Genomic DNA, 15,870 nt, shown 5'->3' on the forward strand with positions numbered 1-15,870 from the left:
AGCTGCACTTAATCTCTTTTAAACGAACCGCAAAGGAGAGGCAGCGCGTTGCGGGGGTTCCCCCCGTTGTAGCGACTGCCGTCGCAAAGGACGCGAAGTAAGAGAAGGAAGAGATAAGTTAAGCAGTTGTTGAGTGCAAGTTGAGAGAGAATTGGTATGATTTATTAGGATTCTTCGTTGAGCAAGTTTTGGGCGCAAGTTAGTTGCAATTGAATGATTTCGCTCATTTGTTGACTATAATCTTGTCTAGCTTGTAAAAAAGCACTGTGCGCTTTAGTTATCTTTGAATTATTAGCATTGAGCTTTTGATACTGAGTCTTATTTAAATCAAACATGCTGATGATGCTACTAATTTTTTGAGTGATGACAGGTGGGGAAGAAAGAAGAATTGGCTGTCTAATTGCACTTGACTCAGAAGATTGTAATTGTTCTCTCGTTTCAAAAACGTTATCAATGATATTTTTCGGTTTTACTTCTTCTGGCTGAGGCAAAATACTATGGGAATAACTTTCTTCTTGGGTTATCTGGTTGGAAGTGTTAAGAGAATCTGTGATTTCAGATTGTTGGAGATTAGGTATGTTTAGAGGCTGTTTTTTGAAGCGATCGCACTTAATATCCTCAACCAAATCTTTAACAATTTTACGATTTTCGTCGCTCAAAATTGTAGCAGCGATCGCTTTTCCACCCAAGGTAACTGTTCTCAATGTTGCTTTGTTTGAATTAGCAGTTTCTTGAGCTTGACTGTACAACGGTGATAAATCCACGTTCACCTGATGACTGAGTAATTTTGCTAATGCTTTGACCATTGAAGCATGGTCATCCATCCCTCTACGATTCAGAGAAACTGTGATGTGGTCTTTGTTGCCGAGAATTTTATCAATCCATCGAGAACAAACACTACCAGCACCCGCCTCTAGAAATATTCGGACACCATCACCGTAGACACGGTTAACTAATTGCGGAAAATCAAGTTCTTGGCACAATCCTTTGGCAATATTATGCGCGATCGCATCACTTTCAAGTACGATCGGTTGATAATCGGCGGCAGAATAAAAAACAATACCTGGGAGAGTTTGCGATGGTAATGTGTTTACCTTCTTAATTTCCTCGTACTGCGATCGCATCGCTTCACAATGTATCACATGGTCGAAGGGAGCCGGGAAAGCGTTGCAGCCTAAAGTTTCAATCACTCGCTTACAGGCTGCATCATCACCAGCAATTAATACTTCTTCTGGTGTGTTGATTTGAGTTAAGTAGACGCGGTTCTCATGTTTCAGGCATTCTCTAACTTGTGTTGGAGTAGCCATGAGAACATAAGTATTCCAAAAATTGTTGTTTGGTGAATCGGTTAATCCCCAATATTCACGCACAGCATTTTTCGGCCCCGATAATTTATCACCAAATAAAGGTGATGAGTTTAAGGTGTTACTTCCACCCTCAAAATCACTCCAAACTCCTTGAGCAACCATCATACTAGTTTCACCCAAGCTATACCCAAATACAGATTGCGGCTTGACTTGAAAATCATCTCTAAAAATTGCTGTCATGTATCTGGCAAAGGCTATTTCACTTTCAAACATTGCCAGTGAATCATCTAACAATTGCTTTTCGAGTGTTTCTAGTTGCCTAGTTGTCAATTTAGGTAAACTTCTGGGATAAACCAACTTTTCAACGTCGGCAGCCCGGTTGTAGAGATTGTTACTTTTTAAGTCCTCGAAGACTTTAGGAAATAAGCGGAAGACACTGCGACCAATGCCAATATAAGAATTGACTGCGGCGGGGTAAACATAAGCAACTGCTCCAGTTTTACCTAATGGTTTCGCTGTGAAATAACTTCCTAAAGGTGTTTGCCAATCTGTGCCGTTTTCAAAGGCATTATTTACACCTTTGCGGGCAGATTCAATTTCTTTGAGTAAATCTTTTGTGTTACGTCCTGTGATTGATAAGACGTATTTAGGATTAGAATGGTGTTCAAATGTAGCGAATGTTTGGCTGGCGGTAGCTGATAAAGAAGAACTAGCTTCAATGGATTTTTGAAGATGGTTTAGGATATCGGGTATAGTGGAGCGATCGCTAACTGCTATAGGAAACAGATGAAAAGGCATTTGTTGCAAATATCTGTTGTCGCGCTCCTCTTGGCTAGGTTCCTCCGATAAGATTAAATGGGCGTAACTCCCATCTATACCCATGCTATTAATTGCTGCTATTCTGCGTGTGCCGCCTTTATCGACAAACCAAGGTCTTGATTCCATTGCCACATAGAAGGGGCTACCTTCCCATACTTGCGGTGTTTTGACACCAGACCATTTGGGGGTGGCGGGAATATACCTGTAATAAAGACAGAGGGCGGTTTTGATTAAGCTAGCGATTCCTGATGCTGTATAGGTGTGGCCGATATTGGCTTTGACGCTGCCCAATGCACAGTGCAAACCATTGCCCACTTTCGGATAAGCTTGCAGTAAACCTGTGATTTCGGCTTCATCCTGCTGGGAAACGCCACTACCGAAGACTTCTACATAGTTAACCTCTGTGGGTTGAATATCTGCCATCTGGAAAGCTTGTTTGCAGACATTGCTGATAGCTGAAGCATCAGTTTTTACTAGAGCGTTACTGCCAGTAGAATTACCTTGTGCGAAACTCATGGCATCAATGACTGCATAGATGCGTTCATTATCTTCCTTAGCAGCTTCGTAGCGCTTGAGGACAACTGCACCAGCACCTTCGCCAATAGTCCAGCCATTAGCTTGTTGGTCATAACCCAACGTATTCACACCCGTATTAATTGGGGCAAATTGGTTGCGGAATAAGACATTTTCCACACCACCGGACAAATCTACTGCACCCACAACCACTGCATCAACTTCACCCGTAGCGAGTAGCATTTGTGCAACTTCCAACGCTTTGAGGGCAGAATTTTCGCCAGCGCTGATGGTGAATGCAGGACCAGTGAAATTCCATAAAGCTGAAATTCGACTCGCCATGATGTTGGCGATGTGACTCACATATTCGCCGATTTCTACTGGTTGGTGAATGCTATCTTTAACGATGGTTTCCAGTTGTGCAAGCTGTTCAGCAGGTAAAGAAATTCCTTGGTTGAGTAAGCCGTCCTTAACTTGCCAAGATAGATTCCATCTTTGTTGTAGCTGATGCACAGAGAATTCTGTCTCAGCAGCGACAATCACTGCAACATTGCTTCCCTCCTGTAGTTTCGCATCTTTCACGGCGCGATCGCTAACTTTCAGGAGCAATAATTGTTGTGGGTTTAACTTTTCAATTTCATTCGGTGGGATTTTGCACGATAAAGTATCGATTTCAAAATCTTTGATATATGCCCCTACTGGTGCTTTACCATCTGCTAAACCGTACTCTTTCAGGACATTTTCTTGGTTTTCTATACCGTGCCATCTTTGAGGCGGTAGGGAAGTAAAATGCTGTGTTCCATCATAAATACTGCGTTCAAAAGCATCTAAGCCATTGCAGTTACCAAAAAAGGCATCCATGCCGACAATGGCGACTTTTACAAGTGGAACAGGTGGAGTTGATTCAACTGATTGTGTTGTATTTCCTTGTTCTAAAATTAGATGAGAATTAGTGCCGCCAAAACCAAAAGCGCTAATAGCTGCCCGTTTAATTGGTGCGTTATTATTTGGCCATGCCGTAGCTGTTCTAACAATTTTGTCAGCAGAAATTGTACTATTTTCTGAGGCTAAAGGTTCTGAAACATTCATGGTTGCTGGAATTACACCATGAGACATACTCAAAATTACTTTAGTCAAGCCAACCATGCCAGCAGCAGTTAGCAAGTGACCAGTATTTGCCTTAGCAGAACCCACCAGAGGGGCAGCTTGATTTTGACCAAAGAATGTTTCTATGGAGTTGAATTCGGTTGTATCTCCTAATAATGTGCCGGTGGCATGACACTCTAAATAATCGATAGTTTTGGGACTAATTTTCGCCTCGTTATAGGCTCGTTCAAAAGCTAGAATTTGTCCTTTAGGATTAGGACTCAGTAAATGTTTACCTTTGCCATCATTCGAGAGTCCATTACCGCAAATGGTAGCCAGAATATTATCGCCATCTCTAACGGCATCTGAATATCTTTTCAGCATCACCATCCCAACACCATCGGCGGGAATTAATCCTCTAGAGGACTTATCTAAGGGGCGGCTAATGCCGTTTTCTGCATAGCCTTGAACACCCGAAAATAACATCCGCACAAATAGGGAATCTGCACAACTTATAGCTCCAGCTAACATGACATCAGCTTTGTGTGACCATAGGTAATGAGATGCTAGTTTGATAGCATAAAATGATGATGAACAAGCAGCATCCAGACATAAATTAATCTGGGATAGAGATAGAGCTTGAGCAATGATAGATGCTGGTAAACCAGATATCATCGCATTGTATAAAGAGGCTTTGGTTGCACTTGGGAGAGTAGCTAAATCAAAGTCTTCATACTGTAAAAGTTCTCTGACAGCAGGGGTAATAGATTGCTGGTAAATTGGAGAGAATAGCTGGTTAGATAATTTTGTTGGGAATGACAAATTACCTAAAATTACGCCGCATTTTGCAAGAACAGTTTGATTACCCCAATAACCACTCTGTACAATTGCTTGTTTAGCTGCATACAATGACCATTTGAAGGTGTTATCTAAACCAGTAACAAATTCTGATGGTAGATTGTATTCAGATGGATTAAATTGAAAGTTGCGGATGTATCCGCCTTTGAGGGAATAGGTTTTGTCTGGTGTACCTTTAACTGGATTGTGAAAGATTGTCGGATCTACTCCGATTTCTTCGACTGTTGCAGAGGATGTGGAATCTTTTTGATTAAGGATGTTCTGCCAGTATTCTTCAGGATTTTTTGCATCGGGGAATAGGCATGACAATGCGATGATGGCTATTTTTTCCACGATTTATATGCTCCGAGTTTGGGTATTAGGCAAGAGATAATTTAAAAGGCAGGATTTACGCTGTTCCCCAAACTTTGAAGTGGCAAGTTATAGCAATCCTATTCGAGTTGTGAAATTTACTGTTTTTAATCGAACCGCAGAGGGCGCAGAGAGAAGAATAAAGAGAGTTTTTTACAACTGATTTAGGAATGCTATAGGTGTTGAGTGTTAAAGGAAGATTATTAGCTTCTGAGCATTTTCATTGACCAAATAATGGCGTGGGCACCGAGCATTCGTGAATAGATTTTACCTTGGCGATCGTGTATGATAAAGTTTGCGATCGCACTACTTGGTGTCTTAGCTAGCACTTCACAAGAAACGTAAAATGTTTCGTTATGTGGTATCGCTTCAAATTGCTCAAATTTTTCGACTTTTCCAGGTAAACAACCTTCTTCATGAAAGTGTTGTGTCCAAATCCATAAGGCGTGCATACTCAAGTCTGTTGTATAAGGATTTACCCATTGGACAGGGAATTGTCCTTGTTCTTGTGGACTGAGTTCTGGCCACAGACATTCTGTTGTGATTTTTTCAGGGCTGATGTTTAAAACTCTCTTAACTTCTTGAAAACCGGGGCCGTGAAATAATGTAGCCCCACCATTTTGGTAAAAAGCTTTTCCGGTAGCGGTGATAATATTATCTTGTTCGAGATTGAGAGATTCATAAGTGGGTGCAACTGGGATTTCTCGCTGGAGATTGAGTTGAGCGCTAAAATGAAAATGGATTTTTCCTTCTGGGTTTTTACTCGAAATTTTGGCTTTAAGTTCGATTCTTTCAAGATTAACCTTGGAAATTTCTTCTATTTCTAAAATATGTTCCTTAGCTAATGTCTCATTGAAAGTAATTCCCTTTAAAACTTTGAAATCTTGGTAATTGAACAAGCGATAACCGGGATATAATTGTTCAGAAGCATTGATAATCCAGGTCATTGCACAAGTTGCTGGCAAAACTGGAGAACGAGCAATAGTATGATCGTGTAAAAATGGATTAGCTTCCAATGTCATTTGGCGACGAATACGATAAGTTCGTAGTTCTGAATCTAGCTCTGTAGCCATTGGAACTAGTGGGCTACCAATGACAACTTGTGCAGTTGCATGATTGGTATTATCCATTTCTTTAACAAGCATTTGTGCGCCGACTGCAATCGGAATTATTTCAATTTTTCGCTCTTGAAAAATCTTCTTTAATTCTGCTGTCACCATCCCACTATCCCAAGCGCCCCAGTTGATCGCGACTACATGACATGAGGGATAACTTTGCTTAAATATATGGGCTGATTTGTTCAGAATTTCATTAGCGATCGCATAATCAGATTGTCCAGGATTTCCATAAAAACCTGTTACTGAAGAAAACAAAACTAAATGTTGAAGTTGATTAGGATTAACGCAAGCCAACAGGTTTTCTAAACCTTGAACTTTGGCGGTGTAAACTTTTTCAAAATCCTCTTCTGTTTTCTTTTCAATTAACTTATCAGCTAAGTTTCCCGCGCCGTGGATGATTCCTGTAATTGGGCCAAGATGTTGCACAGCATTGGCAAGTTTTTCTTGTAAAGCTGGCGTATCTGTAACATCGACGCTGATATATTCTGCTTTAGCTCCTGTTTTTTCAATTGCTGCTAGAGTCTTTTTAATTTCGCGGCTGGAGGTAATTTTGTTATATATTTTTTGCACATTCATGGGTGTGGGCTTCTCTCCTTGGGAAAGAAGATTTTCCATGATGCATTTTTTCAATGCGGATTCATCGGAATTTTGAGCAAAAGCTGGCTCGGTTTCTAATAGTTCCGAGCGACCGAGTAGGATAAATTTGCAGGGTTGCTGTTGTGCTAATCTGATAGTACACTCAGCCGTAATCCCTTTTGCACCGCCGCTCACGACAAAGACAGATGATGGACTAAGCTGGGCTGTTTGTGTCATAAATCCTCGTGAATACCTGCATAAATTGGGTTTTTTGATATACGAACCGCAAAGGGCGCAAAGGAGAGGCAGCGCGTTGCGGTGAATCCAGCGCTGTAGGCGGGTTTCCCGCCGTAGGCGACTGGTGAACCCGAAGGGGGGTTCCCTCCGTTGTAGCGACTGCCGTCGCAAAGTAAGAGAAATAGGCAATATTCTTGTAGTAGCAAGAAAGTAAAAACATACTAATAGCAGTCTTAAAAATTTGTGAAATTCTCTGTTTATTTCTTTTCTTTGCGCTCTTTGCGTCCTTTGCGGTTCGTTAAAAACAGGAATTTTCACAACTCAAATAAGACTGCTATATCAAAGAACTAATTAATCGGCGATAATGGTGACTCTTCCTTGTGCGCCGTAGCCAACTTCACTAATATAAAGATTGGGGTCGTGAAGCTCGGCAATTATATTTTGTACTGACTGTTTAGCATCAAGTCTGGGACTTAGATCGATCGCACGAGTAAACACCTTTGTCCATTCCCATCTCAGAGTTTTGGTTAACCCGAACAAACCAGCACCGATCGCACCAAAGTTGACTTTGTACTCTAACCCAAAAGCGCCATCCAGATGAGCAACTGTACAGAAACAACTACGTCCATGACGTGCGGCTTCGTTTAGAGAAGGTTTGAGGTGTTTCGCCATCAAAAATACGTGCTTGACGATCGCCTTTTCTTGTTCGTTATAGGAAATACTCCCGGTGTTATTTGCTACAAACATTGGATGTAGATGGATGAAAGCCCCAATCGCTCCGCAGTGAGATGCGATCGCTTGTAGTTGTTGTTGGAGATGTTCTTCACTCAAGTTTGCTAAGGTGACGCGGGTTACTCCTGTGGGTAAGGGCGCTTGTTGGGCGATCAGCGATTGGGGAAAGCTGATAACTACTACTTTCCAGCCTTTCTCGATTAGGGATTCAGTTAATTTATAAGTGGTGAGGGAACCATCATCGGTAATTAAACCGATGTGTCCCTCTGGTAACGTGAAATCCAAATAATCGGGCTGTGGTAAGCTTCTGAGTTTGACCGGATGGCGCTGAATATTATGCTCTAATTCCGGTGGTTGTTGGACAAACTCAGGCTCAGACTTTTTTTTTTCACCTCCAGCCAACTGCTGTAGGTAATCAACTATTTGACCGATGGTGCGGAGTTCTCCGAGTTCTTCAATATTAGGCTTAGGTAAGTTGGGGTACATTTCTTGCATCGCCCCTAGTATTTCTACTCGTTTGATGGAGTCAATACCCAAGTCGGCTTCCATGTCCATTTCTAGTTCCAGCATCTCCACTGGGTAGCCCGTCTTATCACTGGTGATTGCTAGTAGGTTTTCACCTAAGTCTGCAAATTCATCACTTGTAGCGGGTTCTGGTGTGAATGCGACAACTAGGCTTGGTTCAGGTGAAGTTACTACCTCAACTACTGGTGCAGCCTCTACTAGAATCTCAGTTGCTTGTTGTACTTCGTGAACTGCAATTTCTACAGTAATGCTTTTAGAAGCGTGGGATTGCAGATACTCTACAACTTGACCAATGGTACGTTTTTCTGACAGTTCTTCTAAATTCGGCTTGGGTAGGTTGGGGTACATTTCCTGTAGCGCTCCCAGGATTTCTACCCGTTTGATCGAGTCAATCCCTAAGTCCGCCTCCATGTCCATGTCCATTTCCAGCATCTCGACTGGGTAGCCCGTCTTATCGCTGGTGATGGCTAACAGGTTTTTATCCAAGTCAACAATATCGATGGTTGCGCCAGATACAGGTGCAGCAGTTGTGGGTGCTGGTTCTGGGGTGAATGCAACAACTTCGTTGACTGGGGGTGAGCTAATTTTGACTACAACCTCAGCTTGGGGTTCTACTACTGGGACAGGTGGCGCGACTACAGGCTCTACTGTCTCAAAAGTAGGGAGTGGGGAGAAGAGATTAGGGAGCAAAGAAGCGGAATTTTCAGCCTTATTAGAAGTGGGAGATACAGAAGTTGCAACTACAGGCTCTACAGCAGGCGAGAGAGGTTCTTGGGTAACATTTAAGCCATTTTTAGCTACAGGCTCAGTTACAGGCAAAGGCTGGCTTTCTACTATCTTGGTTGGTGCATCAGTAACAGTTGTTTCTGTGGTGAAATGATGGCGTACTTCATTTAGTTTCTCTGTTAGTTGAGTTGCTCCCTCACCAGAGATGATTTGAGAATACTCTTGCTGTATGAGTTGGAAAAAGTTTTTGGTATATTCCAGCTGCTCTTGGAGATATTGCTCATGGATGCGTAGGGTTTCACCTTGTTGGGAGTGAAACTGCATCATGCTGCGCTCTAAGCTTTCCATGACAACTAGCTTCATTTTGGCAGTTTCCTCTGTTGATTTACTTTCACTCAACAAAGAATTCTGCTGTTGCATCAGTTGGAAAAACGCTTTGGCGTATTCCATTTGATGGTTGAGATAAGTACCGTGAACTTGTAAATTCTCGGCTTGATTTTCCTGAAACTGTGTCAGCAGGTATTCTAAACTTTCTAAAAGCTGTTGGTAATTTGTAAGTTTTTCTGGTGTTGGTTGCATCTTAGATTCCTGGGCTGGTTGTGACAGGGTAACAGGATTCATTTGTTGCTCTGTTTGGGTGATGATATTAGCAGTCACACTAGCGATCGCAGGTGTTTTTTTATGTCCGTTAGTCTCGATCGCTGCGAGAGTTGGAGTTACACCTGGGCTGCTAAATAAAGGAGCCGCATCAGAATATTCAGGGGTAGGTAATGTGACTTTATGCCCATCCTGCAAAGCTAGAGCGAAGGCATTTTTCGTTTTTTCGGATCTGTAGTTGATGCCGTTTAAACGGACATTTAATGTCTTCTTCGTCTCAATTGGCGGTATAGTTTGGGGAAGTTGGTAAGGATCGAGATTATTCAAAGCCAAACCAATTACCCGCAACTGCACAACTGCTTCTCGTAAAGAGCGATCGCTATTCTTTTGAGTGCTGGGGTTCAAAGATACAGTAAGGTGTGGGCGATCGCCAAGGATATCTTTTACCAAATTGGTGAGAATTCTCCTCGGCCCAAATTCCACAAAGCAAGTACCACCCGCCGCATAAATATTTTCAATTTCCTGTTTAAACAGCACTGAGTTAGAAAGGTGGGTTTCCAGGATTTTTTGAATACCTTGGGGTTCCTTGGGATACTGCTTACTCGTGACGTTGCTGTAAACAGGAATTTTCGGACTTTCAAACTTGACTGACTTAGTAGCGATCGCAAAGGATTTTTGAGCAAAGGCGATTAGCGGTGTATGGAAAGCTGCTGAAACAGGTAACAATACAGCTGTATATCCTTTCTCGTGTAAAGTCTCTCTAACTCTCGCTATTTCTGCGGTGGGGCCAGCCAAGACAAATTGAGTGGGAGAATTTTGATTAGCGATCGCAACTTGGGGAAAATGTCTCAGCACTGCTTCCACTTTGCTGATGTCTTCTTTGACAGCCAACATACTACCCGCATCATGATCTGGGTCTTCGGGTGCAGCCATTGCTTGACCTCTAGCTTTCACCAGGAACAAGTAATCTTCAGTACTCAAAACCCCCGCAGCCCATAAAGCTGTCAGTTCCCCAAAGCTATGACCCGCCACAAAATCTGACTTAAACCCAGCTTGTTGCAGTATGCTGTACATCCCTGCACTCAACACCCCGATAGCTGGTTGAGCGTATTCTGTGCGTTGTAAAGCAGCAACTTGGGCATTTTTTTCTGCTTCCTCAAACACAGGATGAGGAAAAACGATCTCTGAAAGCGGCTGCAAATTATCTTTGATTAACAGACTATCCATATAGCCATGAAGACGCCGCATCAAAGGAAAATTCATCACCAGTTCGCGCCCCATCTCCAAGTATTGCGAACCTTGACCAGAAAATAGAGAGACAACTTTTCCACCCAACTCCATACCAGAGGCGCGATAATAAATCCCTTGGGGATGCTCCCAAGATGCTGCTGTTCCTTTGTTTTTCAGCCAGTCAATGCTAGTTTGCAGCAACTTGCAAGCGTCTTCGAGATTCTCAGCTACAAACCCAAATCTGGCAGCAGAGAGGGGAATTTGTGGCGATTTGCATTCCTTGACTAATTCTGCATAATGTGTTCTTGCTTCAGGCGATACTCCTCCGGAGTCACTTCGTGAACGCAACTTACCTAAAATCTCTTCAGACTTGCTCAACAATTGGTCTACTGTGGGAGCAAACAACAGCACTTCACTAGCATCACTGTGTAAGCGGTAAGCGTGGTTTTGGTCGGCTTCATATTCTTCCAAAACGACGTGATAATTGGTGCCGCCAAAGCCGAAAGAACTTACCCCGGCGCGTCTGGGTGCTTCCCCTTCAGCACGAATCCAAGGTCTAGTTTCGGTATTCAAATAAAACGCCGAATTTTTAATATTTAGTTTGGGGTTCGGCTCAGTGATGTTAATTGTCGGCGGTAATACTTTGTGATGTAAAGCCAAAGCAGTTTTAATCAAACTCGCCGCACCCGCAGCCGCTTTTGTGTGTCCAATTTGTGATTTTACACTACCTAAAGCGATGTGCTGCTTTTTGTGATCATGCTCGCCAAAAAAGTCTTTTAAAGATCCGAATTCTGTTGGATCTCCAGCCATTGTACCAGTGCCATGTGCTTCCATCAAACCAACAGTAGCGGGAGAGAAACCGGCATCTTCATAAGCACGTTCTAAGGCTTTAATTTGGCCTTCTTTGCGCGGAGCATAAATGCTCTTATAACGCCCATCGCTGGAGGTACCAATACCTTTGATTACGGCATAGATTTTATCGTTGTCGCGTTCAGCATCTTCCAGGCGTTTGAGTACAATCATCCCGATACCTTCACCCAGCATCATCCCATCGGATTTAGCATCGAAAGGTTTGACATTTTCACTAGGAGAAACCGCCGGTGTTTTGCTGAACGATATGTAAGCCATGATGGTATTGTCGGTATCAACACCACCAGTCAGCATCATGTCAGAACGATGCTCAACTAGCTCACTAATTGCCATTTTTAAAGCACCGAAGGAACTAGCGCAAGCGGCATCAACTACGCAATTCATCCCGCCAAAATTCAGGCGATTGGCAATTCGTCCGGCGACTACGTTAGCTAACATTCCAGGGAAAGCGTTCTCATCCCATTTCACATAAGCGCTTTTGATTTTATCAACGATTTTTTGGGTATCTTCGTCAGATAAACCACTGCTTTTGAGTGCTTTTTCCCAAATCGGATATTCCAACCTCGCAGAAAGTGGCATTCCTAATTGCTTGGCCATCGCCACGCCTAAGATTACGCCAACAGTCTCGCGGCTAAACTCACGTTTTTCGCCATAACCTGCATCTTCCATCGCTTCTTTCGCAACCACTAAACTTAATAGTTGCGATACATCTGTGACTTCCAAAATGCTGGGTGGTATGCCGAATTCCATCGGGTTAAAATCAACCTCTGGAAGAAACCCACCTCTTTTGCAGTAGGTTTTATCTTCAGTAGTTCTCGGATTCGGATCGTAATAATCTTCGACGCTCCAGTGAGTCGAGGGAACATCAGTAATACAGTCAATTTTGTTTACTATATTTTGCCAATATTCCCGTAAATTTCTGGCTTTAGGCAATAGAGAAGCCATCCCAACGATAGCTATAGGATTGTGTTGTAATTGTCTGTTAATTTTGTTGATAGACACTGATTTATCTGACTTCATTTTTTTTCCCTCAATAGACCTCATGACAGCCTGTTCACAATTATTGACAAGGCTCTCTAACTCCGCTAAGGCAGTATCAATTGAATAAGCAGACATAGGGCATAGTTAGTACTGTGGATTCTGTAGCTACAGTAATTTCTGTTGCCTACTAAATAATGGAAAACTCTCGTTTTGTAAGCAGTTAGCTATCCTATCTGTGCTAAATGCTTTTTTCTAAATCGACACCACACGACAGATACTGCCCTCATAAAGCCCTAGATTTATAGGCGATTTTGGCACATAGCGATCGCACAAAAATGTTATACAACGCTAGACTATTGATATTGTGGCAATAGGTCAATGACGTTGTGAAAACTGCTAAAATAGTCTGGGAGTGTAATAACTGCTTGACCAGTGAATTCAATCCATTTGTAATCGTAGAGATTTTGAGCAATGGTATCCCACTGGAGTGATAGAAACTGAGGAGTAGAAACGCTTTTTTCACCTGAAATCGTTTGATTATCTAGGCTAACTACAGCAACATAGCTGATGTTAATGACAACATTCTGTATCTTGACAAATGTCATAGCCAGTTTCAACGTCCAGGATAATATATTTTATGCTACTTCACCCAGTAAAGTTGACAAGTTCGTTACAGAAAAGACACCGCCTTCAATCCGAGTTTATGCAAGTTGAAAAGTAATTAAACGATCACAAAGCAGTTATCTTTAGTTATTTTTAATTTCAAAATATCAATGAAATAACTAGTTTGTCTAACCACTTTAAAGCATTGAATTAATAAAAACACTAACATACTTTACAGAAACTAAATCATTCCTTTAAAGTTATTTTATAAATAGCTCTAAACTATTACTGATGTGAATTTTGAATAAAATCCAGCATAAAAGTATAATTTATAGCTATATAAATGTGTGAGAGATTTACCTCGTTCCCAGTCTCAGACTGGGAATGCCCTTCATTGAGGCGGAGCCTCCCTTACTTGCGGCAGCAGCCCAATGAGTAGCATTTCCGAGGCTGGAAACGAGGTTTGAATAGACCAGGCGGTAGGGGCACAGCATTGCTGTGCCCCTACAACATATATGGTTCAATTAAATGAAAATTGGTGTAAATTAACCAGGACTTACCCAAAATACCTCTCAAACTCTTATTTCTCCGTGTTCTCTGTGCCTCTGTGGTTCGATTTTCTGAAGCCCTTTTAACAATGCAAATCTGTTGTCTAGTAAGTAACAATTCAATGAATACATAGATAAATTGAATAACCATAAGTATTTTTTCTCAGAGAAACATGATAATTGAGTCAAAGTTTTTGGTTATTTTTCAATATAAATCAAGTTAAGAAGCAAAGCGGTTATTTATAAAGCAAATGTTAATTTTTAGGATGTTGCTTAATAAACATAATATAGGTTAAATGAGTCTTTAGTAAAAAGTGAACCGAAGCAAAGCTCAGATTTTGCATCTACCAACCAATCCGCTCTGCAATCAATTGCCCCTACTAGGAATCACTATAAGAATGTCTTATAGTACACAACCTTGCTAATAATAATCTGTTAGTAATATCAAATCTGCTTAATAACTAACTATTTGTTGGTATTCAATTGCTAGACAAGGAATTAGTGATGAGTAAAATCTTCAGTCTCTAATCTGACTGTGATGAAATATTTCAGTGAGAGAATCAGGACTTATGCGAATTCAATTGGTTGACAAAATGCAATTTATCCGCCATACTGAATGACAAGTTTATCCAACTTTTGATTTCATTTTTATTAGCGCTTCGTTGTGATTGAAAGTTAATTTTTCTGGTTAGCGCTATTGTATTTTACGCTACGGGATTAGATATCAAATTAGGATATAACTTAGGAAGCTTTGAAGTAACACCACCATTAATTTTCACGCCACAAGAGCGAGTTTGGGCGGCAAAAGCGTACAACAATTCATATAAAACCAATTTAGACGCATCCACTTGATTAAGGTAGAAACCCTAGAGGAAAAGCCCTCTTGGTAATTTGCGGATGAGTCTATTCTAATCGACTAAATATAACCAGGCTATCCTCTAAAAAAGCAGAATTGGAATGAAAATATGGCAGCAAATAAAGAAAGCCGATTATTTACAAAACCCGTAGGCCGATCGCAAGTAATTTTAGCAGCTTCTCTGACTTTAGCGGCTGGATTAATCGCTTTCTATAGTTTGGCACCGTTTTCGTCTAAACCGAAAGTTCAGACGCAGCCAGCGAATCCTCCAAAAGCTGCCACACCTGCGAAAGTTGCTGTGACTGCCTTGGGACGTTTGGAGCCAGAAGGCGAAGTTACTACTTTGACTGCTCCCACTTCCAATAATGGGGTGCGAGTAGAGAGATTGTTGGTGAAAGAAGGAGATGCGGTTAAAGCAGGGCAATTATTGGCCTATCTCGAAAATTATGGTCGTTCTAAAACCTCATTGCAACAGGCTTTAGACCAGCTGCAAGTTGCCAAAGCTAAACTAGCGCAGGTGAAATCTGGAGCTAAAACCGGAGATGTCGATGCTCAAAAGGCTGCGATCGCCCGTTTAGAGCCACAATATAAAGGAGACGTTGCTACCCAACAGGCGACAATCGCCCGCATCCAGGCGGAAGTAGACAATGCTCAAGCTGAAAACGATCGCTATCAGCAATTATACAAACAAGGTGCGATCGCGGCTTCCATAGCAGATACCAAAGCTTTGCAACTAAAAACTACCCAACAGCAACTAACAGAAGCCCAAGCTACTCTCAAGCGAACTCAAGACACATTCCAAGAACAACGCAAGCAAGCACAAGCACAACTTAAGAGTATTAGCGAAGTGCGTAGTGTAGATGTTCAAGTAGCACAAACCGAAGTCAACAGTGCAACAACTTCTGTTCAACAAGCAAAAGCCGACTTAGATTTAAGTTACATCAAATCTCCCATAGATGGCAAAATTTTGAAAATTCACGCCAAAACCGGAGAAGTCATCAGCACCAACAAAGGATTTGCTGAAATAGGTAAGACATCTCAAATGTATGTGATTGCAGAGGTGTATCAAACCGATATTCAAAAAGTGCGTGTAGGACAAAAAGCCACTATTAGCAGCACTGCATTTACTGGAAGATTACAGGGAACTGTAAAAGAGATTGGTTGGCAAGTTGACAAACAAAACGTCTTCAGCATTAACCCCGGTTCCGATACAGACCGCAGAATAATTGAGGTAAAAATCTCTATTGATAATCCCGCAGATAGTAAGCGGGTAGCTCGTTTAACTAACTTACAGGTGGATGTTGCCATTCATATTTAGTCATTGGTCATTTACAAAT

General features: G+C 41.8%; 5 protein-coding genes. 1 reads left to right on the top strand and 4 read right to left on the bottom strand.

What is annotated here, in order from left to right; translation table 11 throughout:
• Nucleotides 1-164: 164 nt before the first annotated feature.
• The 4 genes from V7L05_RS16275 to V7L05_RS16290 form a co-directional block, all read right to left on the bottom strand.
• Complete coding sequence (locus V7L05_RS16275) at nt 165-4,916, bottom strand: PfaB family protein (RefSeq protein ID WP_335165447.1); 4,752 nt, start codon at nt 4,914-4,916, stop codon at nt 165-167.
• A gap of 221 nt (nt 4,917-5,137) precedes the next feature.
• Nucleotides 5,138-6,865 carry an SDR family NAD(P)-dependent oxidoreductase gene (locus tag V7L05_RS16280; RefSeq protein WP_335165449.1) on the bottom strand — a complete coding sequence of 576 codons (1,728 nt, stop codon included), beginning with the start codon at nt 6,863-6,865 and terminating at the stop codon, nt 5,138-5,140.
• Nucleotides 6,866-7,216: 351 nt separating this feature from the next.
• Nucleotides 7,217-12,661: a beta-ketoacyl synthase N-terminal-like domain-containing protein gene (locus tag V7L05_RS16285; protein WP_335165451.1), complete on the bottom strand. Its 5,445-nt coding sequence runs from the start codon at nt 12,659-12,661 to the stop codon at nt 7,217-7,219.
• 218 nt (nt 12,662-12,879) lie between these two features.
• Nucleotides 12,880-13,131 (bottom strand): hypothetical protein, encoded by a 252-nt coding sequence (locus V7L05_RS16290; protein WP_335165453.1) that lies wholly within the window; start codon nt 13,129-13,131, stop codon nt 12,880-12,882.
• A 1,511-nt stretch (nt 13,132-14,642) separates the two neighbouring features.
• On the opposite strand from V7L05_RS16290, the gene V7L05_RS16295 reads away from it, so the two are divergent.
• Nucleotides 14,643-15,851, top strand: coding sequence for an ABC exporter membrane fusion protein (locus V7L05_RS16295; protein ID WP_335165454.1), 1,209 nt, complete (start codon nt 14,643-14,645; stop codon nt 15,849-15,851).
• Nucleotides 15,852-15,870: the final 19 nt, after the last annotated feature.

It is taken from the genome of Nostoc sp., assembly GCF_036917755.1.
Lineage (GTDB): Bacteria > Cyanobacteriota > Cyanobacteriia > Cyanobacteriales > Nostocaceae > Nostoc.

Excerpts from the sequence above, each read along its gene's own strand:
- V7L05_RS16280 (WP_335165449.1), bottom strand. The coding sequence starts at position 6,865 with ATGACACAAACAGCCCAGCTTAGTCCATCATCTGTCTTTGTCGTGAGC.
- V7L05_RS16285 (WP_335165451.1), bottom strand. The coding sequence starts at position 12,661 with ATGTCTGCTTATTCAATTGATACTGCCTTAGCGGAGTTAGAGAGCCTT.
- V7L05_RS16290 (WP_335165453.1), bottom strand. The coding sequence starts at position 13,131 with ATGACATTTGTCAAGATACAGAATGTTGTCATTAACATCAGCTATGTT.
- V7L05_RS16295 (WP_335165454.1), top strand. The coding sequence starts at position 14,643 with ATGGCAGCAAATAAAGAAAGCCGATTATTTACAAAACCCGTAGGCCGA.